Here is a 23,914-nt window from a genome sequence, read left to right on the forward strand (position 1 = left end):
CTTTCCATTGCGGATGCTCGTGATGACTGATGAGATCAATCCGGTAGCGATTCCGGCCAATGCCCTGGTCGAGCAGTTGAACGCGTACTACGGATTCTTCTGCCGTGGTGGCCATCTGCTTGAATCGGGGGCCTCGCCCTTCCAGCGCTATGAAGTGTGGGACACGCCGACCTTCGGCAAACTGTTCCGTCTTGACGGCCGTTTCATGAGTTCGGAAGGCGACGAATTCTACTATCACGAGAATCTTGTCCATGTTCCCGCCATCACCCACGCGGCACTGCGTCACGCGCTGGTGATTGGCGGTGGAGACGGAGGCTCGGCAAAGGAGCTGCTGAAGTACCGCGACATCGAACGGGTCGTGATCGTCGAGCTCGACGCGGCCGTCATCGAGCTTGCGCGACGCCATCTGGGCGCCGTCCATCATGGCGCGCTCGATGATGCGCGCACGACGATCCGTGTTGAGAACGGACTGGATTATGTGTGCCGCCAGGCCCGGCCCGGTGGCGAACGCTTCGACTTGATCGTGCTCGATCTGACGGACCCGGTCGGGCCGGCGGCGGCATTGTATGAGCGTGCGTTTCTGGAGAATTGCCGGACGCTGCTGGGGCGGCAGGGCGCGCTGACTTTGCATCTCGGTTCCCCCGTCTTCCAGTCGGCCCAGGTGCGCACGCTGATGCACGGCCTGCGCGCCGTTTTTCCCACGGTGCGCCCCTATTTTCTCTACATTCCCCTGTATGCCAGCCTGTGGGGATTTGCCTGCGCCTCCGAGCGGATCGATCCCTTCGACATAGATGCGGATGAGATCGACAAACGCCTGCTACAACGGGGAATCGGCCCGCTCCGGTATTACAATGGCGCCATACACAAAGCGCAATTCGCGCTGCCGAATTATCTGCGCGCCATGCTCGAGTGAATCGCAGCGGAAGCGCGCGCATCCCAGCGACGACTTCTTACGTGACTCGATCCCAACGACCATCCAATGGCGCCGCCGCGCTTCCGCCGGATAGCCTCGCCTTCGCCTTCAGCCGTGCGGCGACCCTGGTCGAATCCGTGATCGGGGGTGCCAACCTGACCGACGCCTTCGAGGCGATGCTCCTGGCGCATCCGCAGTGGCCCGACGCGACGCGCGGCGCAGTGCGCGATCTTGCCTGGGGTACGCTGCGCGATTACGGTCGCGGCGATGCCCTGTTGCACCAGCTGCTGCACAAGCCGCTGCCGGAAGCGATCCATGCCTTGTTGCTGGTCGCCATGTACCGGCTCGACAGCCGTCCGGAGCAGGCTCATACGGCGGTGAACCAGGCGGTCGAAGTCGCCGCGGCGCTGTTGCCGGCGCTCAAGGGGGTCGTCAATGGCGTGTTGCGCAATCGTCTGCGCAACGCCGCTGCGCTCGATGCCGAGATCGCGGGGGACGAGGCGGCGCGATACCGCCACCCGGCGTGGTGGGTGGAGCGCCTGCGGACCTCGTTTCCGGATGCCTGGGAGGCGGCGCTTGCCGCCGGCAACCAGCGGCCGCCGATGGGTCTGCGCGTGAATCGCCTGCGTGCGTCGCTAGAGTCGGTTGCCGGGGAACTCGATCAGGCGGGGCTGGCTTTCCGTAGCCTCGTCAATGAGGCACTGGTGCTGGAGCGGCCGGTTGCGGTTGCCGGCTTGCCGGGTTTTGCCGAAGGCCGGGTGTCGGTCCAGGATGCCGGTGCGCAGTGGGCCGCGCGCTGGCTGGACCTCGCGGCCGGCCAGCGGGTGCTGGATGCGTGCGCGGCGCCGGGCGGCAAGTCGGCGCACATCCTCGAAACCGCGGCGGTAAACCTGCTTGCGCTGGAACTGGACGCCACCCGCACCCGACGCATCGAGGAAAACTTCCGCCGCCTGGGCGTGTCTGCCCAGGTGCGCACCGCGGACTGCCGCAAGCGGGCGGCCTGGTGGGACGGCGAGCCCTTCGATCGCATCCTCGCCGACGTGCCGTGTTCGGCGTCCGGCGTCGCGCGCCGCCATCCGGACATCAAGTGGTTGCGCCGGCCCGAGGACATCGCGCGTTTCGCCGCGCAGCAGGCGGAGATCCTCGATGCGCTGTGGCCGACACTCGCGGCCGGTGGCAAGCTGCTGTACGTGACGTGTTCGCTGTTCGACGAGGAAAATGGCATGCAGATCGAGCGCTTCTGCAGCTGCCATCCCGATGCGCTGCGGCTGCCGATCGACGGCCAAGTGGAATGTCAGCTACTGCCCAATGCGGACCATGACGGCTTTTACTACGCGCTCGTCGGCAAGCATCGCTAGGCGCATGCGCGCCGGCCTGGCCGCGATGGCGCTATGCCTGCTGGTCCCGCTGACCGCGCTGGCGGAGGGGCGCATCGGCTACGCCGAAATCGTGCCGAGCGAGGAGGGTTACGTCGTCAATGCCGACATCGACATCGAACTCAACCCGCGTCTCGTCGATGCCGTGTCACGCGGCGTCTCGCTGTACTTCACCGCGCAGTTTCTCGTCGAGCGCTCGCGCTGGTACTGGCTCGACGAAGTGGTGGCGGAGCGTGCGCTGAATTTCCGCGTGTCGTACAACGCGATCACCCGCAGCTACCGTCTGTCGGTGGGCAATTTTCATCAGAGCTTCGAGACCCTGGAGTCGGCCGTGCGCACCATGCTGCGTATCCGCAACTGGCAGATCGTGCCCGTGGCGGATCTGCAGAGCGGCACGTCCTACCATGCGGCGCTGCGTTTTCAGCTCGACACCAGCCTGTTGCCGAAGCCCTTCCAGGTGACCGCCATCGGCAGCCGTGACTGGAATCTGGCGACCGACTGGCTGCGCTGGACCTTTCTCGCGGGTGCTGTCCAATGAAGCGCGCGCTGCTCGTCGTCGTCGCCGCCATCGCCGGCATCTCGCTGTTCCTGCTCGCCTCGGCGAGCGCCAACACCGACCTGTTCGCCGACAGTTACCCGTACCTGCTGGCGATCAACGGTGCGATCGCCGTCGCATTGCTGGGCTTGGTCGCGTTCCAGCTGCGCAGCCTGTGGCGCGAGTATCGCGCACGCCAGTTCGGCTCGCGCCTGAAGTACCGCCTGATGCTGATGTTCGCCTTGATGGCGCTGGTGCCGGGTGTCGTGGTGTATGCCGTTTCGCTACAGTTCGTGGTGCGCAGCATCGAGTCATGGTTCGACGTGCGCGTCGATTCGGCGCTGGAAGGGGGTATCGCGCTCGGCCAGAATGCGCTCGATTATCTCGTCACGCAGGTCAGCGACAAGGCGCGTGACATGGCGCTGGACCTGGAAGGCGCCGACCCGATTTCGCCGACGCTGCTGAACCGCCTGCGCGAGCAGGCCGGGGTGGGTACCGTGACCGTAATCGGCCCGAGCGGGCAGGTGATGGTGACGGTGTCGGATGGCCTCGCCGGCTTCATGCCGGATCTGCCAAGCATGGCGCAGTTGCGCGAGGCGCGCCAGACGCAGCGCTATCACGTGGTCGATACCCGTCCCGGGGAGGGCTTGGCAATACGCGTGGTGGTGCCCATTCCGTCGCGCCTGCTCAGCCTCGAAACGCATTATCTGCAGCTGACGCAGCCGGTGCCGGAGACTTTCGTGCGCCATGCCGAGGCGGTGCAGGAGGCGTACCGCGAATATCAACAGCTGACGCTGAGCCGCACCGGCTTGAACCGCATCTATACCCTGACGCTGACGCTGGCCCTGCTGCTCGCGCTGCTTGCAGCGGTGGCGGTGGCCTTCGTGCTGTCGCGGCGCCTGGCGGCCCCCTTGCTGATTCTCGCCGAGGGGACGCAGGCGGTGGCGCAGGGCGACTTCAGCCCGCGCCAGGCGCTGCCGGCACGCGACGAGCTCGGCGTGCTGACCCAGTCCTTCAACCGCATGACGCGCCAGCTGGTCGAAGCGCGCGATCTGGCCGAGCGCAACAGCGCAGCGGTGGAGGGGGCGCGTGCCTATCTCGAAAGCGTGCTGGCGAACCTGTCGACGGGGGTGCTTGCGTTCGCCGCAGATGGTAAGCTGCGCGCCGCCAATGCCGGAGCGATGGCGATCCTGCATGACGAGCTGGAAGGCTTCGAGGATTTGTCGTTGGCGGAGTGGCCGCGTCACCATAGCTTCCGGGACGCGCTGCTGAAGGGCTTCGCCGACAACGAGGGCGACTGGCACGAGCAGTTCGAGCTGGGCCCCGATGCGGGCCTGCCGCAGACGCTGCTGATCCATGGCGCGCGCCTGCCGCAGGCTTCCGGCGGCGGCCTGGTGGTGGTGTTCGACGACATCTCGCGCCTGATCGCGGCGCAGCGCACCGCGGCGTGGGCCGAGGTGGCGCGGCGGCTGGCGCATGAGATCAAGAATCCGCTGACGCCGATCCAGCTTTCGGCCGAACGCCTGGCCTACAAGCTGGCTGACCGGCTCGATGCGGAAGGACGCGAGATTCTTGAGCGCGCGACGCGTACCATCGTCAATCAGGTCGAGTCGATGAAGAATCTGGTGAACGATTTTCGCGACTATGCGAAGCTGCCGAGTCCGGTGTTCGGTCGTCTCGACCTGAATGCGCTGATCGGCGAGGTGCTGAATCTCTACGAGAGCTCGCCCGTGCTGATCCGCGCGGAGCTTGCACGCAATCTGCCGCCGGTCGCGGGTGACGCCAGCCAGATACGCCAGGTGATCCACAACCTGCTGCAGAATGCCGAGGATGCATTGTTCGGACAGGAGCACGGGGTGGTCATCCTGTCGACTAGACTGGAGGGCGACCGCGTGGCGCTGTTGCTGCGCGACAACGGCCCGGGGTTTCCGGCGCCGGTTCTGACGCGAGCGTTCGAACCGTATTTCACGACCAAGAGCCGGGGCACCGGCCTGGGTCTGGCGATGGTCAAGAAGATCATCGACGAACATGGCGGCGACATCCGCCTGCTGAACGGCGATTCCGGTGGCGCCGAGGTCCGCATCCGCTTGCGCCTCGCGACCGCCGAACTGTGATTAGTGATACATGGCAAACATACTTATCGTTGACGACGAAGTCGGCATCCGCGAACTCCTCTACGAGATCCTCAGCGACGAGGGGCACGACGTCGTGGTGGCCGAGAACGCCACTGCGGCACGCGCGGTGCGCAATGCGCAGCGCCCCGACTTGGTGCTGCTCGACATCTGGATGCCGGACACCGACGGCATCACGCTGCTGAAGGAATGGTCGGCGAACGGCCAGCTCAACATGCCGGTCGTGATGATGTCCGGGCACGGAACGATCGACACCGCGGTCGAGGCGACGCGCATCGGCGCGATCGACTACCTCGAAAAGCCGATCGGCCTGCAGAAGCTGCTGTCGGCGGTCAAGCGCGGGCTGCAGCGGCCGGCCGCGCCCGGTGCGCCGACGCCGCTGACCCTGGCGGCGTTCACGCGTTCGGTGCCGCTGCGCGAATTGCAGCGCCTGGTGCAGCAGGTGGTGGTGAACTCGCGCGTGTTGTTGCTGCGGGTCGGCAGCGGCAGCCTGGCGGAGCTGGCGGCGCGCAGTTTCCAGTCGAAGGCGTCGCCGTGGCTGGATCTGTCGAGCGTGTCGACGCCGCTTGACCTGACCCAGCTGCAGGCCTGCCAGGGCGGGGTGCTGTTCGTCGCCGAGCTGTCGCGTCTGTCGCGCACGCAGCAGAAAAATCTCGCTTTCGCGCTGGAGCGCCTCGATCGCTACGACCTGCGAATGGTGGTGGCAACCGACCACACGCAGGAAACGCTGGTGCGTGACGGCTGGGAGGAGTCGCTGGTGCTGCGGCTGTTCGAGGTCAGTCTGGCGCCGCCGTCGATTGCCGATGTGCGCGACGATCTGCCGGAGATCGCCGCACAGCTCCTGCTGCATCTGGTCGAGGCGGGAGAGGTGCCGCGTCGCCAGTTCTCCACGGCGGCACTCAACGCCTTGCGCGCGCAGCCATGGCCGGGCGGCTACGCCGAGCTGCGGGCTGCGGTGAAGTCCCTGGCGCTGGGTACGCTGGACGAGGAAATCAGCCTGACGGACGTGCGCCGGCTGCTGATTCCGTCCACCGAGGGGGTCGTCGCGGTGTCGCTCGATCAGCCGCTGCGCGAGGCACGCGAGGCCTTCGAGCGCCTGTACTTCGAGCACCACCTGCGCCTCGAAGGCAGCAACATGACGCGTCTCGCGGAGCGCAGCGGGCTGGAGCGCACGCATCTGTACCGCAAGCTCAAGCAGCTCGGGCTGCAGGGTGGTCGCAAGAGCGAAGAAGCCTGAAGCACCAGCGTTCTGACGCCACTCCGGGTAGCGTAGAATCCCCGTTTCTCCACCGTTTCGGGACGTCTGTCAGGTGAAAATCATCATCCTCGGTGCAGGCCAGGTCGGCGCCTCGGTGGCCGAGAATCTGGTGTCGGAAGCGAATGACATCACGCTGATCGACACCAGCGCGGATCACCTCGAGGTGCTGCGCGACCGGCTGGAGCTGCGCACCGTGTGCGGCAATGCCGCATCGCCGTCGGTGCTGCGCGACGCCGGCGCGGACGACGCCGACCTGCTGATCGCGGTCACCCAGTCGGACCAGACCAATCTGTGCGCGTGCCGCGTCGCCAAGACCTTGTTCAACCTGCCGACGCGCATTGCGCGGCTGCGGTCGACCGATTTTGTCGATTATCCCGAACTGCTCGACGACAGCAATTTTGCGGTGGATTTCTCGATCTGCCCGGAGCAGATCGTCACCGATTACGTCAAGCGCCTGATCGCCTTCCCGGAGGCGCTGCAGGTAATGGAATTCGCCGATGGCGTGCTGAGCCTGATCTGCGTGCGCGCCTTCGAGGGCGGACCGCTGGTGGGGCATCCACTGAAGGCGCTGCGCTATCACATGCCGAACGTGGAGGTGCGCATCGCGGCGATCTACCGTGAGGGCGAGCCGCTGATTCCGGAAGGCGATACGATGGTCCTGGCCGGCGACGAGGTGTTCTGCCTTGCCGCGACGGTGCATATCCGCCAGGTGATGCGCGAGTTGCGCCGCTCCGACCGGCCGACGCGCCGCATCCTCATCGCCGGTGGCGGCAACATCGGCCTGCGGCTCGCACGCAGCATCGAGGAAGATTACAACGTCAAGGTGATCGAGGTCGACAAGCACCGTGCGGATCTGCTGGCGACGCAGTTGCGTCGCGCGCTGGTGTTGCGCGGCGACACCACCGACGAGAAGCTGCTCGAGAACGAGGGCATCGACGAGACCGACCTGTTCGTTGCGCTGACCAACGACGACGAAGACAACATCATGTCGGCGTCGCTCGCCAAGCGCATGGGCGCGCGGCGCACGCTGGCGCTGATCAACCGCAAGAGCTATGTCGACCTGGTGCAGGGCGGGCCGATCGACATTGCGATCTCGCCGGCGCAGACCTCGATCGGGTCGCTGCTTGCGCATGTGCGCCAGGGCGACGTCGTCGCCGTGCACAGTCTGCGCCGTGGTGCCGCCGAGGCGCTGGAGATCATCGCGCATGGCAACCACAAGGAATCGAAGGTGGTGGGGCGCGCAGTGGAGGCGATTGCGCTGCCGAAGGGTGCGACCATCGGCGCGATCGTGCGCGAGGAGCGCCGCCCCGACGGCAAGGTGTTGCGGCGCATGGTGGTGATGCCGCACCACGATACGGTGGTCGAGAGTGGCGACCATGTGATCGTGTTCTGTACGCACAAGAAGCTCGTGCGTCAGGTCGAGAAGCTCTTCCAGGTCGGGTTCACTTTCCTGTGAGCCGCTTCACCAGCTACCACCCGCCGCTCAACGCGCTGGGCCTGATCGTGATGATCTTCGGCCTGTTGATGCTGTTTCCGCTGGCCGTGTCCTTCTTCCTCGGCGACGGGGCCACCACGGCCTTCGACAACGCGGTGCTGATCACGCTGGCGGCCGGCGCCGCACTGTGGGCGCTGACGCGCGGCCGGCGGCGCGATTTGCACGCCCGTGACGGTTTCCTGCTGGTGGCGCTGACGTGGATCGTGATGCCGGTGTTCGGTGCCTTGCCGCTGCTCGACTTCATCCCCGGCCTGTCCGTCACGGACGCGTATTTCGAGGCGGTATCGGGCCTGACGGCGACCGGCGCGACGGTCCTCACGGGACTCGACGAGCTGCCGATCTCGATCAACCTGTGGCGCACCTTCATGCACTGGATCGGCGGCATGGGCGTGATCGTGCTGGTGGTGGCGATCCTGCCGCTGCTGGGCATCGGCGGACGCCAGCTGATGAAGGCCGAAGTGCCGACGCCGATGAAGGAGCAGAGCCTGACGCCGCGCATCGCCGAGACCGCGAAAGGCTTGTGGCTGACGTATTCGCTGCTGACCGTGGCGTGCGCGCTCAGCCTGTGGATTGCCGGGCTGGATGGCTGGGAAGCGCTGATTCACGCCTTCACCGTGACCGGACTGGGTGGATTTTCGAGCAAGGACGCATCGCTCGGGCACTTCGACAGCGTGCCGGTGGATCTCATCGTGATGGGCTTCGCGCTGCTGTCGGGATTGAACTTCGCGACCCATTACCTCGCACTGGCGCGGCGCAGTCTGCGACCCTATCTGGCGGACCCCGAGCTGCCGTTCTACTTCGCCATGCTGGCGCTGAGTATTGTCGTGCTGACGACCTTCCTGACGCAGTTCGATGCGCACGGCGATGTTTTCAGCACGCTGCGCTACGTCGGCTTCCACGTCGTGTCGATCTCCACCTCGCTCGGCCTTGCGACTTTCGATTACACGCTGTGGCCGATGTTTGCGCAGATCTGGGTGTTGTTCCTCGGCAGTTTCATCGCCTGTTCGGGCTCCGCCGGGGGCGGCATCAAGATGATGCGCGCGATGATCCTGTACAAGCAGGTGTACCGCGAGATCGTGCGCTCGCTGCACCCGCAGGCGGTGCATCCGGTGCGCATCCGCGACAAGCCGGTGTCGGACGACATCCTGCACGCGGTGCTGGGCTTCAGTTTCATGTACATGGTCAGCATCGTGTCGCTGACCCTGCTGCTGTCGGCCACCGGGCTGGACATCATCACGGCGTTCTCGGGCGTGGTGGCCTGTCTCAACAACACCGGCCCCGGCCTCGGCGCGGTCGGACCGGCATCGAACTACCAGGGCCTGAGCGATTTCCAGAGCTGGGTGCTGGCCTTCACGATGATCCTCGGGCGTCTCGAGATCTTCACCTTGCTGGTGGTGATGACGCCGGTGTTCTGGCGGCGCTGAGCCGCACGATGCGGTGACGCGCGGCGCACTGCCTTGGTGCCGCCGCCTCGTGCCGTGCGTCATAGCGGGGCGCAATGCCCTCTGCTGCGGCCCCGCGGGCGGCCGCAATTTACGCCTTAGTCATTGAATTTGCGGCAATTTTACGATCTGGTACAGGCCTTGCGAAAGAAATTGTGACAACGCACCGCGCGTTGCACCACTTTCCAACAGGGGGATCTGTCGATGAATCGTCGCAATTTCGTCAAAGCGCTCACGCTTTCCGCTTCCATTGCTGCGATCGGCCTGCCGGTCGGCGCGCATGCGGCCGAAACGATCAAGGTCGGCATCCTGCATTCGCTGTCGGGCACGATGGCGATTTCTGAAACGGCGCTGAAGAACGTCGCGCTGATGACCATCGAGGAGATCAACGCGGCCGGCGGCGTAATGGGCAAGAAGCTCGAGCCGGTGGTGGTCGACCCGGCGTCGAACTGGCCGCTGTTCGCCGAGAAGGCGCGCCAGCTGGTCGCCCAGGACAAGGTCGCGGCGGTATTCGGGTGCTGGACCTCGGTGTCGCGCAAGTCCGTGAACCCGGTGTTCAAGGAACTCAACGGCCTGCTGTTCTACCCGGTGCAATACGAGGGTGAGGAACTGGAGAAGAACGTCTTCTACACCGGCGCGGCACCCAACCAGCAGGCGATTCCCGCGGTCGAGTACCTGATGAGCGCCGAAGGCGGCGGCGCCAAGCGCTTCGTGCTGCTGGGCACCGACTACGTTTATCCGCGCACCACGAACAAGATCCTGCGCGCCTTCCTGAAGAGCAAGGGGGTGGCCGAGGCCGACATCATGGAGGACTACACCCCCTTCGGCCATGCGGACTACCAGACGATCATCGCGAAGATCAAGAAGTTCGCCGCCGAGGGCAAGAAGACCGCCGTGATCTCGACGATCAACGGCGACTCGAACGTGCCCTTCTACAAGGAATTGGGCAACGCCGGACTGAAGGCGACCGACGTGCCGGTGGTGGCGTTCTCGGTTGGCGAGGAGGAGTTGCGCGGCGTCGACACCAAGCCGCTGGTCGGCCACCTCGCGGCGTGGAACTACTTCATGACGCTGAAGAACCCCGAGAACGACGCGTTCGCGAAGAAGTACAAGGACTGGGCGAAGAAGAACGGCGTGCCGAACGCCGACACCGTGGTCACCAACGACCCGATGGAGGCGACCTACGTCGGCCTCTACATGTGGAAGCAGGCGGTCGAGAAGGCCAAGTCGACCGACACCGACAAGGTCATCGCGGCGATCGGCGGCCAGACCTTCAAGGCGCCGTCGGGCTTCACGCTGACCATGGACAAGACCAACCACCACCTGCACAAGCCGGTGTACATCGGCGAAGTACGCGGCGACGGCCAGTTCGACGTGGTGTGGAAGACCAAGGAGCCGATTCGCGCCCAGCCGTGGAGCCCGTTCATCGCCGGCAACGAGGGCAAGCAGAAGCTGTAAGCCGGAGCAGAACAAAAAAGTGGAGGAGACCTTTCGGGCCAGCGGCTGGCATGGCCCGGGGCGGATTCTGCGGTCCGCCCGTTGTAGCGCGAGCCATCTCTCCTTGTTGTATGTTCGGGCCGGCTGCGGCCGGCCCGCCTTTTCCGAATTCCTCGCCCGGTGCGACGCCGGGTGAATGATGCGACGGAGCCGGCGATGCACCGACTGCCTGCACTTCAAATTTTGCTGCGTGGCGTGTTGCTGTTGACGCTGCTTGTCGGGCCGGCGCGCGCCGCGCTCGACGAAGGCATGGTGGCGGGCTTCGCTGGCGACTTCCAGAGCCGCCTCGACACCATCGAGGCCCTGGGCGTGGCCGGCGGCGCGGAGGGTGGCAACGAGGCGCGCCGCGTGCTCGACGCGCTCGAAGCCGGTGCGCTTGGTGTAGCCGGCGGCAGGGTGGTGATCGTGCATGGCGACACGGTTGCCGCGGCGGCCACCGGGGAAGCGCTCGATATCGCGCCCGCGGCGGTCGAGCCCGTGACCGTGAATAACCGCGTGCGCCGCGCGCTCGCCACCGCAAGGGCGGCGCTGGCGCTGTCGTCGGCGGATCGCGGCGAGCGCCTCGCAGCGGCGCGCACGCTCGCCGACAACACCGGCGAAACGCTGCTGCCGGTATTCGAGCGGGCGCTGGCGAGCGAAGCCGACGACGAGATCCGCGGCGTGCTCGGCCGCGCTGCCGCGCGCGTGTATCTCGCTTCGGGCGATGCCGCCAGGCGCCTGAAAGCCGCCGAGATGCTCGGCGAATCGTCCGATCCGGCGGTGAAGAACCTGCTCGCGGCGCTGCTGGCAAAGAACGGCAACGACTGGTCCGAGCCGAGCGCCGAAGTGCGTGCCGCCGCCGAGGCCTCGATCCGCGCCATCGACCGCCGCGTCGCCACCGCCGAGGCCGTCGGCACGCTGTTCTCCGGCCTGTCGCTGGGCTCGATCCTGCTGCTCGCGGCGCTGGGTCTCGCGATCACCTACGGCGTCATGGGTGTCATCAATATGGCGCACGGCGAACTGCTGATGGTGGGCGCGTACGCGACTTTCGTCGTGCAGGGTGTCTTCCGCAATCACTTCCCGGCCTACGTCGATTGGTACGTCGTCGCCGCGATCCCGGTCGCCTTCCTGTCCGCCGCGCTGGTCGGTGTCGCGATGGAGCGCCTGGTGCTGCGCCACCTCTACGGCCGTCCGCTGGAAAGCCTGCTCGCGACCTGGGGCCTGTCGCTGGTGCTGATCCAGGCCGCGCGCGTGAGCTTCGGCCCGCAGAACCTCGAACTCGCGAACCCGACGTGGATGTCGGGCGGCATCGAGATGGCGGCTGGTGTGGTGTTGCCGTGGAACCGCATCGTCATCGTCGGCTTCGCGGTGTTCGTGCTGCTCTTGATCTGGCTGATGATGCAGAAGACCCGCCTGGGCATGTTCGTGCGCGCGGTCACGCAGAACCGTCCGATGGCGGGCTGTGTCGGCGTGCCCACCGCGCGCGTCGATACGCTGGCGTTCGCGATCGGCTCGGGCGTGGCCGGTCTCGGCGGCCTCGCGCTGTCGCAGATCGCCAACGTCGGTCCGGCGATGGGCACCGGCTACATCGTGGATGCCTTCATGGTCGTGGTGCTCGGTGGCGTCGGCCAGCTTGCCGGCGCGGTGTGGGCGGCGCTGGGGCTCGGGATCGTCGGCAAATTCCTCGAAGGCTGGGCCGGCGCGGTGATCGCGAAGATCCTCGTGCTGGTGTTCATCATCATCTTCATCCAGAAGCGGCCGCAGGGGATTTTTGCGCTGAAGGGAAGGTTTGCGGACAACTGATACGTTGGGGGGCAGGTGTTGGCGGCCAGGGGTGTCTGCTCCGTGGCTGCGGAACTCGCCCTTCGGGCAGACAGTCCTCGCCCCTCCGCAGACACCCCTGGCCGCCAACACCGCGAACGTTGTGTGCACGGCCCAAAAGGAAACAGCGTCGATCGGGGCATTTGCGGCGCGGGCGAGGACTGTCTGAGCGAGTGTAACGAGCGAGTTCCGCAGCCCGCAGAGCAAATACCCCGGGCGGCGCAAGCGAAGGCACGGCCCGTTGGGGCTTGGCGAATTGAAACAAGAAGGAGGCGCCACAAATGCGCACCCCGTTCACCATAAGACTGATCCAGAGCATGCCGCGAACCGGCTGGATCGCCCTCGCGCTCTTCGCCGCGATCACCTGGATCGGGGTGCCCGTCGCCCACCTGGCGCTGCCCGAGGGCCACCCGCTGTACCTGTCGGCCTACACCGTCAGCCTGCTCGGCAAGATCCTGTGCTACATGGTCGTTGCCGTCGCAATGGACCTCATCTGGGGCTACGCCGGCATTCTCAGCCTCGGCCACGGCCTCTTCTTCGCCCTCGGCGGCTACGCCTTCGGCATGTATCTGATGCGCCAGATCGGCCGCGACGGCAGCTACCAGAGCGATCTGCCCGACTTCATGGTGTTCCTCGACTGGAAGGAACTGCCCTGGTACTGGGCCGGTTCCGACTCCTTCCTGTGGTCCGCCCTCCTCGTCATGGCGCTGCCCGGCCTCATCGCCTTCATCTTCGGCTACTTCGCCTTCCGCTCGCGCATCAAGGGCGTGTACTTCTCCATCATCACCCAGGCGCTGACCTACGCCGCGATGCTGCTGTTCTTCCGCAACGAAACCGGCTTCGGCGGCAACAACGGCTTCACCGACTTCAAACGCATCCTCGGCCACAGCATCACCTCGCCCGAGATGCGCGTGACGCTCTTTGCCCTGTCCGCGGCACTCCTCGTCGCCTGCCTGATCCTCGGCCGCTACCTCGTCACCTCGCGCTTCGGCCGCGTGCTCGCCGCGATTCGCGATGCCGAGAGTCGCGTCATGTTCATCGGCTACAACCCGCTGCACTACAAACTCTTCATGTGGACCCTGTCGGCGGTGCTGTGCGGCATCGCCGGCGCGCTGTACGTGCCCCAGGTGGGCATCATCAACCCGTCCGAAATGAGCCCCGCCAACTCCATCGAAATCGCCGTATGGGTCGCCGTAGGCGGGCGCGGCACGCTCGTCGGTGCGGTGCTCGGCGCCGGCATCGTCAACCTCGCGAAAAGCTGGTTTACCGTGTCCTTCCCCGAATACTGGCCCTTTTTCCTCGGCTTCCTGTTCATCGCGGTCACGCTGTACCTGCCTGACGGCGTCGTCGGCCTGTGGCGCAAGTTGCGCACCCGCAAGGCCGAGCTGCCCCCTGCGGCGCCGGTGTCGGCGAGGGGGGCGACGACGGCGACACTACCCGCCGATGCGCGCCCGGGTGTGCAGCCCGACGCCACGGTGATGGAATCCGGCGCGCCCAGCATTGCCGCAGCCAAAGGAGCGACCGCATGAACGCCGTCTCCACCGACCTCGACCGCGCCGCGGCGGACGCTTTCGCGACGCGCGAAAACCTGCGCGAACAATGGGAGGGCGAGGCCTCGACGAGCCATCTGGTGCAGCAGGGCGAGCTGGATCTGTCGCACAACGTCATCCTGTATCTGGACGACATCACGGTGAGTTTCGACGGCTTCCGTGCGCTCAACAAGTTGTCGCTGGAAATCGACGCCGGCGAGCTGCGCTGCATCATCGGCCCGAACGGCGCCGGCAAGACGACGATGATGGACGTCATCACCGGCAAGACGCGGCCCGATTCGGGCAAGGCCTTCTTCGGCCAGACGATCGACCTGACGCGCCTCACGGAGCCGCAGATCGCGCACGCGGGCATCGGCCGCAAGTTCCAGAAGCCGACGATCTTCGAGCAGCACACGGCGTTCGAGAATCTGGAGCTGGCGATGAAGGCGGACAAGCGCGTGCGCCGCACGCTGTTCGCGGCCTTGTTCGGCGACGAACGTGATCGTATCAGTGAGGTGTTGCGTCAGATCCGTCTCGACAAGGAGGCCGACCGGCAGGCGGGGCTGTTGTCGCACGGCCAGAAGCAGTGGCTGGAGATCGGCATGCTGCTGATGCAGGAGCCGCGCCTGTTGCTGCTGGACGAGCCAGTAGCGGGCATGACGGACGACGAGACGGAGCGCACGGCGGAGTTGTTCGTGAGTCTTGCCGGCAAGCATTCGCTGGTGGTGGTGGAGCACGACATGGCCTTTGTCGAGGCCTTGGGCGGCAAGGTGACGGTGTTGTGCGAAGGATCGGTGCTGGCGGAAGGGGATCTGGCGACGGTGCAGGAGGATCCGCGGGTGATCGAGGTGTATCTGGGCCGCTGAGAAAGAAGGAATGAAGCGGCCTTCGATAACGAACATCGCAAGCCGGACATTGGGGGTGTTCCCGCAGCGGCGAGGACTGTCTGAGCGGAGGCGCGGAAGCGCGCCGTCCCGCGAGTTCCGCAGCCGCGGAGGGAATACCCCCTGTGGCCGGCGGTTAGCAGCAAGACCCCAATCGCTCACGGAATTTGGTGCGATTGTGAAAGCGGTGCTGGGAGATCGTGGGAGTAATCGCCGGCTGTGGCGGGTAATTGCTCCAGGGCTGCGGAACTCGCGCAGCAGCGCGCTTCCGCGCTTGCGCTCAGACAGTCCTCGCCCTTCCGCAAACACCCGCCACATCCGGCTTGGCGGCGGAGGCTTGGTGGGCGCGTATTTTGGAAAGGAATGGAACATGCTGAAAGTCGACAACCTGAACCAATACTATGGCGGTAGCCACATCCTGCGCGGCCTCTCTTTCGAAGTGCCGCTCGGCAAGGTCACCACGCTGCTCGGGCGCAATGGCGTCGGCAAGACCACGCTGCTCAAGACCCTGATGGGACTCGTGCCCGCTGCCAGCGGCAAGGTCACCTTCGGCGACGAGGACATCACCCGCGCCCCCTCGCATGCCCGTGTGCGTGCCGGCATCGGCTTCGTGCCGCAAGGGCGCGAAATCTTCCCAAGGCTCACCGTCGAAGAAAACCTGCTCATGGGCCTCGCCACGCGGCCGCGCGGCACCCCGATGCCCGCGCGCATCTTTGACATGTTCCCGGTGCTCAAGCAGATGCTCGGCCGACGTGGCGGTGACCTCTCCGGCGGCCAGCAACAACAGCTCGCCATCGGCCGTGCGCTCGCCTTCGGACCGAAACTGCTCATCCTCGACGAACCCACCGAAGGTATCCAGCCCTCGATCATCAAGGACATCGAGCGCGCCATCCGCAGCCTCGCCGAAACCGGCGAGATGGCGATTTTGCTCGTCGAACAGTATTACGACTTCGCCCGCTCGCTCGCCGACCACTACCTCGTCATGGAACGTGGCGAGATCGTGATGCGCGGGGCGGGCGCCAACATGGAGGCCGATGGCGTGCGCGAGGCCCTGGCGGTGTAAGACCGGAAATTCCGTTCGCCGCCCGGCACCTCGTCTGCAACATTCGCGCGCATCTGGGACACCGTCCAGTCAGCCCCGCCCGGTCGTGAACGGCTGCGGTCGCGCTTCAGTCTCGCCATTGCCGGCGCGTTCGAACTCGGCGATCACCTGAGCGCCCAGCAACAGCAGCGTTGCTGCAACCTCCAGGCTCAGCAGCACCGCGATGGTTGTCGTCAGCGAGCCGTAAACGGTGCTGATCTGCGACAGCGTGGCGAAGTACCACACCAGCGCATGGCGCGACAGCTCCCACAGCAGGGCCGCGGTGACTGCACCGATCAGCGCGTGCTGCAGCGACAGCCGGCCCACCGGCATCACCAGGTACACGGACGTCAGCACGAAGATTTCGCCCGCGAGACCCAGCAGATAGAGCAGCACACCGGACACGCCGCCGAGTGACCAGCTGCGCCCGAGGAATTCCACCTGTTCCTCGCCCATCGCCTGAATGCTGCCTGCCACCAGCGTCACCAGCAGCAACCCGAACGCGAGCGACACGATGTAGACATACGGGATCACCGCAGAAACGAGAAAATGGCGCCGCCTGATCGCCACCCGGTGGTGGAAGATCACCGACATCGCGTTTTCCAGCACGGTGAAGGCCAGCGAGCTGAAGAACAGCATCGTGGCCAGCAAGACCCAGCCGATGACTTCACGGTGCGCGAGGAAATTCGCCAGTTCCGCGAGGATCGCTCGCGAGTGCCCCGGCATCAGCCATTCGAGGTAGCGCCCGAGGGTCCGCAGCAACTCGTTTTCATCGATGATGTGCGACAGCCCGATCACGGTCAGGATCAGCAGCGGCACCGTCGACAGCAAGGCGTAATAGGCGATCGCGCCGGCCAGCAGCAGGCCCTGGTTGGCGCGAAACGCCTTCAGTGTCCGCAGGACGAACGCGCCCGGGTGCTTGAGGACTTCAGCGGTGTGGCCGGTCAGCATGGTTGCATGGATGCGGAATCCCGCATGGTTTGTCGGAAGGCAGCGTCAGACTACACCGATGCGCGGGCGACGGCACCGGCGCAGTTCATCGTCGATACGGTCGCCGGCGCCGTCATGATCGACCGCGCCGTAACGCGCCCTTGCGCAAACGATCATCCCCATGCACGATGGACTGTTCGCCTTCTCCGATACCCGAAGGCGCCTGCGCGGCGAGTTCGTTCCTGCATGCACCCACCTCCTGATTCGTCCCGCTTCATGCCCGTCGCTTCGCGTGCCGGCCAGTGGCTTGCCGCCTTGGGCATCGCCACGCTGGTCGGCTGTGCGAGCGAAGTGCGCCTGCCCGAGCCCCCGCCGGCACGCCCCGCCGAGGTCCGCTCGAAGATCGCAAACTTGCTGCCCGCCAGTACCGCCGATCGCTCGGGCTGGGCCGTGGATATCTACGCGGCGTTCGCGGCGCAGGGGATCACGCCGAACCAGTCGAACATCTGCGCCGTGCTTGCCGTCACCGAACAGGAGTCGACCTTTCGCGCCGACCCGCCGGTCGCCAACCTCGCGCGCATTGCCTGGGAGGAGATCGACCGTCGCGCCGAGCGCCTGGGCGTGCCCAAGCTTGCCGCGCGCGTAGCCCTGCAACTGTCGTCCTCCACCGGCAAGAGCTATAGCGAGCGCATCGATGCGGTGAAAACCGAGCGGGAACTGAGCGAAATATTCGAGGACTTCATCGGCATGGTGCCGATGGGGCAGCGCCTGTTCGGCGGCTTGAATCCGGTGCGGACCGGTGGCGCAATGCAGGTCAGCATCGCCTTTGCCGAAGAGTACGCGAGGGAGCACACCTACCCCTACGCCGTGGCCGGTTCGATCCGCCACGAAGTGTTCACGCGCCGTGGCGGCCTGTATTTCGGCATCGCGCATCTGCTCGATTACCCGGCATCCTACGACAAGCAGCTCTACCGCTTTGCCGACTTCAATGCCGGCCGCTACGCGAGCCGCAACGCCGCGTTCCAGAGCGCGGTGAGCGTGGCGTCGGGCATACCGCTCGACCTCGATGGCGATCTGGTGCGCCACGGCGACGATGATGAGACCCGGCCTGGCAGCACGGAGCTTGCGGTGCGCTCGCTCGGCAAGCGCCTCGACCTGGATCAGCGGGCGATCCGCGGTGCGCTCGAACAGGGCGATAGCGCCGATTTCGAGCGCAGCACGCTCTACCAGCGCGTGTTCGACCTGGCGGACAGGATCGAGCGCCGCCCCCTGCCGCGCGCGGTGGTGCCGCGCATCGCGCTGAAGGGGCCCAAGATCAGCCGCAAGCTCACCACCGAATGGTTCGCCAAGCGGGTCGACGAGCGGCATCAGCGATGCCTCGCGCGCTGAACTGGGTGCTGCGCGTGGAGTCGCTGAGGCGCCTGTCACGGTCCGACGGAGGCGTTAGCGCAGCCCGAAAAACGACAAGATCACTAACACGATGACGATCAGACCGACGATGTAAACGATGCTGTTCATGAGATTTACCTCGATGTGAGTTAAGCGACCGGATCGCCGTTACCGCGCGATTCACCCGTCACCGATTCCACAGTACCCGTGTCGGTCGGCCGGTTCCGTACGTCAGCGCGCACAGCAGCGTATAAATTCCGCGGGCGCCTTCCGGGCACGAATTCGTGACATTCGAAAAAATCCCCATGCGTTCGGTAACGAACGGAGTTGCGCCGCCATTGCGATCAGATTAGAGGGGCAAGCACGCGCATCCGATTTTTACACGTCACCTGGAGATCCCGATGGATAACCCGAACCTCACGCACGCCTCAGCGACCGATCAGCAGGGATGGAAAAACGAGGAATACCACGGCAGGCAAATACATGTCTGCGCGAATCCTTGCGCCGAGCAAAACGAAACGCTTGCCGGCCATGGACAGCAAGGGGGTTTCATGGTGAACATCACGGCGCCGGGCGCCGGACCCATGTCTGATACCGTCGCTCGCGCCCAGTCAGATCCGGAACTCTTCTATTCCACGCAAGCCATCGCTGAAGAAATGGGCTTCATCAAAGGCCGGGAACTCATTGACGGGATCTGACTGCCGGCTGCGCACCATGCCTGGAAAAAACCTGGGCGCGCACTAAAGTCTCGGTGTGATGGTGCGCCATTCAGTCGCAAGCAGGCAGGCGCCGGAGGGGGGCCTTTGGCTGGCTGACGGTCCTGCATGCACGGCGAAAGTGAGCAATACACAAGGCTGCACGTATGTCAGAAACGCCCCCGCTTGAGCGGCACCACGTTCCACGCGATTTCTCGGACCGGATTGCGCTGGCCTTCACCAAGGCGATGCGCTTCTTCGCCGACACGGTCTTCGCCCGTCGCTACGGCCATCGTGCGGTGGTGCTGGAAACGGTTGCTGCCGTGCCCGGCATGGTGGGCGGCGCGCTGCAGCATCTGCGTGCGCTGCGCCGGATGGAAGGCGACCGCGGCTGGATCCGCACGCTTCTGGACGAAGCGGACAACGAACGCATTCACCTGATGACCTTCATTCATGTTGCCCAGCCGACGCGGTTCGAGCGTCTGCTGATCGTGATCGCGCAGGGCGTCTTCTTTAACTTCTACTTCCTGCTGTACCTGATCTCGCCACGGACCGCGCATCGCGTCGTCGGTTATTTCGAGGAGGAGGCGGTCTACAGTTACACCGAGTATCTGGCTGGCGTGGACAACGGCACCTACGCCAACATCCCGGCGCCGAAGATCGCGATCGATTACTGGAATCTCGCCCAGGACGCGCGCCTGCGCGAGGTCATCGTCGCGGTGCGTGCCGATGAACTCCATCACCGCGATGTCAATCACGCCTTTGCCGACGAGCTGAGCTGAGCCGACCCGGCGTCGGCATGCAGGAGCGACGCCGGGCGCAGGATGGTGAGCGCCGCTCGATCCTGTCCTGTGTTCCATCGCTCTTCCATCGCTCGCGCCTGGCCTGAGGATTGCTACATGACGTGCATGAATGCCGTCGTCGACGCCCTTCCTGGCCTTGAGCCCACGTTTTCGCCGCAGCCCGGCGCATCCGGATGGTGCGCCGAGCTCGGGCTCCAGTTCGCACGCCGGGGCGCTCGCACTGTTCTTGTGCGTCGGCACCATTTTGGGCCGCTGCGCGTGCAGAAGGCGCTGTACCCGGAAGGCGAGGGCGTGTGCCACGGCATCGTGCTGCATCCGCCGGCCGGCATCGCCGGGGGCGACTCGCTGGTGATCGACGTCAAGGTGGATGAGGGGGCGCACGCCTTGCTGACGACGCCGGGTGCCGGCAAGTGGTATCGCAGCGCCGGGCCGTCCGCAGGGCTGACGCAGCGCATCGCGGTGGCCGACGGCGCCGTGTGCGAGTGGTTGCCGCAGGAGACCATCGTCTTCGATGGCGCTTTGGGCACCCTCGGCACGGACGTGACGCTGCAGGGCGATGCGCGCTTCATTGGTGCCGAGATGCTGTGTTTCGGCCGTACCGGCGCGGGTGAGCGTTTCACCCGCGGCGAACTGGCGCTGCAAACGCGCATCTGCCGCGACGGGCGCCCTGTGTGGCTGGAGCGCGGGCGGATCGGTGGCGGCAGCGCGCTGCTGGATTCGCCGGTGGGGCTGGCGGGCCAGCCTGTCGTCGGCACCTTGCTGGTGGCGGCGCCGGCCTGCGACACGGCTTTGCGTGATGTCTGCCGCGACATCGTGCCGAGCGTCGGCGAGGGCGCGGTGACCTTGTTACCGGGCTTGCTGGTGGCGCGTTATCTGGGTCCGGCGTGCGAACCGGGGCGGCAGTGGTTCACGCGGCTGTGGGGTGCGGTTCGGCCGGTGGTGACGGGCTTGCCGATGTGCGTGCCGCGCATATGGAATACCTGAGGGAATACCTGAACGAGGACAGGACGAGATGGAACTGACCCCACGCGAGAAGGACAAGCTGCTGCTGTTTACCGCGGGTCTGCTCGCCGAGCGCCGGCGCGCGCGCGGCCTGATGCTGAACTACCCGGAGGCGGTCGCGCTGATCTCGTGCGCGATCCTCGAAGGCGCACGTGACGGGCGCACGGTGGCCGAGCTGATGAGCGAGGGTACGACGATCCTGACCCGCGAAGAGGTCATGGAGGGCGTACCGGAGATGATCCCGGAGATCCAGGTCGAGGCGACTTTTCCGGACGGCACGAAGCTCGTGACCGTGCATAACCCGATCGTGTGAGGGGCGTGGGATGTCGTCCATTGTTGCTGCCCGCGCCTTGACGGGTGGGAATTTGCTCCGTCGGGCTGCGGAACTCGCGTGCGGCGCGCTTCCGCGCCTGCGCTCAGACAGTCCTCGCCCGCTCCGCAAACTCCCACCCGTCAAGGCGCTACGCGGCGCCACGACCGACAATTTTTGGGAGAAAGATTAATGATTCCCGGTGAATTTCTCGTCGCCGATGGCGACATCGGACTCAACGCCGGCCGCGTGACGCTGACGCTGGCGGTCACCAATACCGGCGACCGGCCGATCCAGGTCGGCTCGCATTACCACTTCGCCGAAACCAATGCCGCGCTCGCCTTCGACCGCGCCGCGGCGCGCGGCTTCCGGCTGAACATCGCCGCCGGCACGGCGGTGCGTTTCGAGCCGGGGCAGTCGCGCACCGTCGAGCTCGTCGTGCTGGCGGGCGAGCGCAAGGTCTTCGGCTTCAACGGCGACGTGATGGGGGCGTTATGACCGTGAAGATATCGCGCCGCGCCTACGCGGAAATGTTCGGGCCCACGACCGGCGACCGCGTACGGCTCGCGGACACGGAACTGTGGATCGAGGTCGAGCGCGACTTCACGATCTACGGCGAGGAAGTGAAGTTCGGCGGCGGCAAGGTGATCCGCGACGGCATGGGGCAGGGCCAGAAGGTGTCGGCGGAGGTCGCGGACACGGTGATCACGAACGCGCTGATCGTCGACCATTGGGGCATCGTCAAGGCCGACGTCGCGATCAAGGACGGGCGTATTGCCGCCATCGGCAAGTCGGGCAACCCGGACATCCAGCCGGGCGTGACGATCGCGATCGGCGCCGGCACCGAGATCATCGCCGGCGAGGGCATGATCCTGACCGCCGGCGGCATCGACAGCCACATCCACTGGATCTGCCCGCAGCAGATCGAGGAGGCGCTGATGAGCGGCGTGACGACGATGCTGGGCGGCGGCACGGGACCGGCGACCGGCACTTTCGCGACGACTTGCACGCCGGGCCCGTGGCACATTCACCGCATGCTGCAGGCCGCCGACGCGTTTCCGATGAACCTGGGCTTCTTCGGCAAGGGCAACGCGAGCCTGCCGGAGCCGCTGCGCGAGCAGGTCGCAGCGGGTGCGATCGGGCTCAAGCTGCATGAGGACTGGGGCACGACGCCGGCGGCGATCGACAACTGCCTGACGGTCGCCGACGAACAGGACGTGCAGGTCGCGATCCACACCGACACGCTCAACGAGTCGGGCTTCGTCGAGACCACGCTGGCGGCCTTCAAGGGCCGCACGATCCACACCTTCCACACCGAAGGGGCGGGCGGCGGTCATGCGCCGGACATCATCCGCGCGGTGAGCCAGGCGAACGTGCTGCCCTCGTCGACGAACCCGACGCGGCCGTACACCGTGAATACCATCGACGAGCATCTCGACATGCTGATGGTGTGCCACCACCTCGACCCGGCGATCGCCGAGGACGTCGCCTTCGCCGAGTCGCGCATCCGCCGCGAGACGATCGCCGCCGAGGACATCCTGCACGACAGCGGCGCGTTCTCGATGATGTCGTCGGATTCGCAGGCGATGGGTCGCGTCGGCGAGGTCGTGATCCGCACCTGGCAGACCGCGCACAAGATGAAGGTGCAGCGCGGACCGTTGCCGGAGGATGCGTCGCGCGGTGACGGCAAGGCGGACAACTTCCGCGTCAAGCGCTACCTCGCCAAATACACGATCAACCCGGCGATCACGCACGGCATCTCGCATGTCGTGGGATCGGTCGAGGCCGGCAAGCTGGCCGATCTGGTGTTGTGGAAGCCGGCCTTCTTCGGCGTGAAACCCTCGCTGATCCTCAAGGGCGGCATGATTGCGGCGGCCGCGATGGGCGACCCCAACGCGTCGATTCCGACGCCGCAGCCGGTGCATTACCGGCCGATGTTCGGGGCCTTCGGTGGCGGGCTGAAGACGTCCGTGACCTTCGTGTCGCAGGCGGCGCTGGCGAATCCGGCGGTCGCGGCGCTGAAGCTCGCGAAGCGGCTCGAAGCGGTGCGCGACTGCCGCAAGGTGACGAAGGCCGACATGATCCACAACGCGGCGACGCCAGCGATCGACGTCGATCCCGAAACCTACATCGTGCGCGCCGATGGCGAGCTGCTCGTGTGCGAACCCGCGGACGTGCTGCCGATGGCGCAGCGCTACTTCCTGTTCTGAGAGATTCACGCGATGGCTGAAACCGATCCCCTGGTTCCCGACACGTCCGGCGCGGTGCGTCCGATGCTGCTGCTCGAGGCGCTGTACGATGGCCCCGAGGCCGCGAGCGAGCGTCTGGAGCTCGATTTTTCCTACCGCACGAAGAGCCGCCTGCGCGCGAAGCTCGCGTCCGGCGAGGAAGTCGGCCTGTTCCTGCCACGCGGGACGATCCTGCGTGGCGGGCAGAAGCTCGCCGGGCGCGACGGGCGCATCGTCGAGGTCGTCGCCGCGCCGGAGGACCTGCTCGAGGCGCGCTGCGCGAATCCGCTGGCGCTGGCGCGCGCGGCCTACCACCTCGGCAACCGTCACGTCGCGGTGGAGGTCGGGGCGGATGCGGCCGGCAGCTGGCTGCGCATTCAGGCGGACCATGTGCTCGAAGGCATGCTCGTCGGGCTCGGCGCGACGGTCACCGCGCTGCGTGCGCCCTTCGAGCCCGAGGCTGGCGCCTATGCGCATGGGCACCAGCATCCGGGGGACGGCAGCGGGGCGCGGATTCACATGATGGGCGGGCGCTGACCGTGCTGAAAACGCGGCGCGCCAAAAACCCGCACCCCGGCGGGGGGCTGCCGTGTTCAGGGCTGGGCGGGCGTGCCC

21 protein-coding genes are annotated in these 23,914 nt (G+C 66.0%); 20 read left to right on the forward strand and 1 reads right to left on the reverse strand.

Going from position 1 to position 23,914, the window contains the following annotated elements; genetic code table 11:
* The first annotated feature begins 22 nt into the window (after window positions 1-22).
* From speE to urtE, 12 genes are all read left to right on the forward strand, one after another.
* Window positions 23-913 carry a polyamine aminopropyltransferase gene (gene speE, locus GPA25_RS18250; protein WP_169261840.1) on the forward strand — a complete coding sequence of 297 codons (891 nt, stop codon included), beginning with the start codon at window positions 23-25 and terminating at the stop codon, window positions 911-913.
* 41 nt (window positions 914-954) lie between these two features.
* On the forward strand, window positions 955-2,271 hold the full coding sequence (gene rsmB, locus GPA25_RS18255; protein WP_169261841.1) for a 16S rRNA (cytosine(967)-C(5))-methyltransferase RsmB: 1,317 nt from the start codon (window positions 955-957) through the stop codon (window positions 2,269-2,271).
* Between the two features lie 4 nt (window positions 2,272-2,275).
* Window positions 2,276-2,827, forward strand: coding sequence for a DUF4390 domain-containing protein (locus tag GPA25_RS18260; RefSeq protein WP_211163203.1), 552 nt, complete (start codon window positions 2,276-2,278; stop codon window positions 2,825-2,827).
* Window positions 2,824-4,938 carry a sensor histidine kinase gene (locus GPA25_RS18265; protein ID WP_169261843.1) on the forward strand — a complete coding sequence of 705 codons (2,115 nt, stop codon included), beginning with the start codon at window positions 2,824-2,826 and terminating at the stop codon, window positions 4,936-4,938. The genes GPA25_RS18260 and GPA25_RS18265 overlap by 4 nt, the downstream gene beginning before the upstream one ends.
* Window positions 4,939-4,948: 10 nt before the next feature.
* Window positions 4,949-6,193, forward strand: coding sequence for a sigma-54-dependent transcriptional regulator (locus GPA25_RS24045; protein ID WP_169261844.1), 1,245 nt, complete (start codon window positions 4,949-4,951; stop codon window positions 6,191-6,193).
* A 73-nt stretch (window positions 6,194-6,266) separates the two neighbouring features.
* Window positions 6,267-7,670, forward strand: coding sequence for a Trk system potassium transporter TrkA (gene trkA / locus GPA25_RS18275; protein WP_169261845.1), 1,404 nt, complete (start codon window positions 6,267-6,269; stop codon window positions 7,668-7,670).
* A gap of 50 nt (window positions 7,671-7,720) precedes the next feature.
* Window positions 7,721-9,133: a TrkH family potassium uptake protein gene (locus GPA25_RS18280; RefSeq protein ID WP_169261858.1), complete on the forward strand. Its 1,413-nt coding sequence runs from the start codon at window positions 7,721-7,723 to the stop codon at window positions 9,131-9,133.
* A gap of 222 nt (window positions 9,134-9,355) precedes the next feature.
* Complete coding sequence (urtA, locus tag GPA25_RS18285; RefSeq protein ID WP_169261846.1) at window positions 9,356-10,609, forward strand: urea ABC transporter substrate-binding protein; 1,254 nt, start codon at window positions 9,356-9,358, stop codon at window positions 10,607-10,609.
* A gap of 195 nt (window positions 10,610-10,804) precedes the next feature.
* Window positions 10,805-12,430, forward strand: coding sequence for an urea ABC transporter permease subunit UrtB (urtB, locus tag GPA25_RS18290; RefSeq protein ID WP_169261847.1), 1,626 nt, complete (start codon window positions 10,805-10,807; stop codon window positions 12,428-12,430).
* 299 nt (window positions 12,431-12,729) lie between these two features.
* Window positions 12,730-13,977: an urea ABC transporter permease subunit UrtC gene (urtC, locus tag GPA25_RS18295; RefSeq protein WP_246265826.1), complete on the forward strand. Its 1,248-nt coding sequence runs from the start codon at window positions 12,730-12,732 to the stop codon at window positions 13,975-13,977.
* The gene (gene urtD, locus GPA25_RS18300) at window positions 13,974-14,843 is read left to right on the forward strand and encodes an urea ABC transporter ATP-binding protein UrtD (RefSeq protein ID WP_169261848.1); all 870 of its coding nucleotides are present in this window, start codon (window positions 13,974-13,976) and stop codon (window positions 14,841-14,843) included. The genes urtC and urtD overlap by 4 nt, the downstream gene beginning before the upstream one ends.
* Before the next feature lie 388 nt (window positions 14,844-15,231).
* On the forward strand, window positions 15,232-15,924 hold the full coding sequence (urtE, locus tag GPA25_RS18305) for an urea ABC transporter ATP-binding subunit UrtE (protein WP_169261849.1): 693 nt from the start codon (window positions 15,232-15,234) through the stop codon (window positions 15,922-15,924).
* Window positions 15,925-15,993: 69 nt separating this feature from the next.
* Here urtE and GPA25_RS18310 read toward each other — a convergent pair whose 3' ends face one another.
* Window positions 15,994-16,893, reverse strand: coding sequence for a YihY/virulence factor BrkB family protein (locus GPA25_RS18310; RefSeq protein WP_169261850.1), 900 nt, complete (start codon window positions 16,891-16,893; stop codon window positions 15,994-15,996).
* Window positions 16,894-17,148: 255 nt separating this feature from the next.
* Between GPA25_RS18310 and GPA25_RS18315 the strand changes: the two genes are divergently transcribed.
* The 8 genes from GPA25_RS18315 to ureE all read left to right on the forward strand — a co-directional run bounded on the left by GPA25_RS18315 (window position 17,149) and on the right by ureE (window position 23,836).
* The gene (locus GPA25_RS18315) at window positions 17,149-18,261 is read left to right on the forward strand and encodes a DUF1615 domain-containing protein (RefSeq protein WP_169261851.1); all 1,113 of its coding nucleotides are present in this window, start codon (window positions 17,149-17,151) and stop codon (window positions 18,259-18,261) included.
* A 401-nt stretch (window positions 18,262-18,662) separates the two neighbouring features.
* Window positions 18,663-18,959, forward strand: coding sequence for a hypothetical protein (locus GPA25_RS18320; protein WP_169261852.1), 297 nt, complete (start codon window positions 18,663-18,665; stop codon window positions 18,957-18,959).
* Between the two features lie 164 nt (window positions 18,960-19,123).
* On the forward strand, window positions 19,124-19,738 hold the full coding sequence (locus GPA25_RS18325; RefSeq protein WP_169261853.1) for an alternative oxidase: 615 nt from the start codon (window positions 19,124-19,126) through the stop codon (window positions 19,736-19,738).
* A gap of 126 nt (window positions 19,739-19,864) precedes the next feature.
* Entirely contained in the window at window positions 19,865-20,743 is an 879-nt protein-coding gene (locus tag GPA25_RS18330; RefSeq protein WP_169261859.1) for an urease accessory protein UreD, read from the forward strand.
* 28 nt (window positions 20,744-20,771) lie between these two features.
* Window positions 20,772-21,074, forward strand: coding sequence for an urease subunit gamma (ureA, locus tag GPA25_RS18335; RefSeq protein ID WP_169261854.1), 303 nt, complete (start codon window positions 20,772-20,774; stop codon window positions 21,072-21,074).
* Window positions 21,075-21,263: 189 nt separating this feature from the next.
* The gene (locus GPA25_RS18340) at window positions 21,264-21,569 is read left to right on the forward strand and encodes an urease subunit beta (protein WP_169261855.1); all 306 of its coding nucleotides are present in this window, start codon (window positions 21,264-21,266) and stop codon (window positions 21,567-21,569) included.
* Window positions 21,566-23,281, forward strand: a complete 1,716-nt coding sequence (gene ureC, locus GPA25_RS18345; protein ID WP_169261856.1) for an urease subunit alpha — start codon at window positions 21,566-21,568, stop codon at window positions 23,279-23,281. Before GPA25_RS18340 ends, ureC begins: the two co-directional genes overlap by 4 nt.
* Window positions 23,282-23,344: 63 nt before the next feature.
* On the forward strand, window positions 23,345-23,836 hold the full coding sequence (gene ureE, locus GPA25_RS18350; protein WP_169261860.1) for an urease accessory protein UreE: 492 nt from the start codon (window positions 23,345-23,347) through the stop codon (window positions 23,834-23,836).
* Window positions 23,837-23,914: the final 78 nt, after the last annotated feature.

This window comes from Aromatoleum diolicum, assembly GCF_012910955.1.
Lineage (GTDB): Bacteria > Pseudomonadota > Gammaproteobacteria > Burkholderiales > Rhodocyclaceae > Aromatoleum > Aromatoleum diolicum.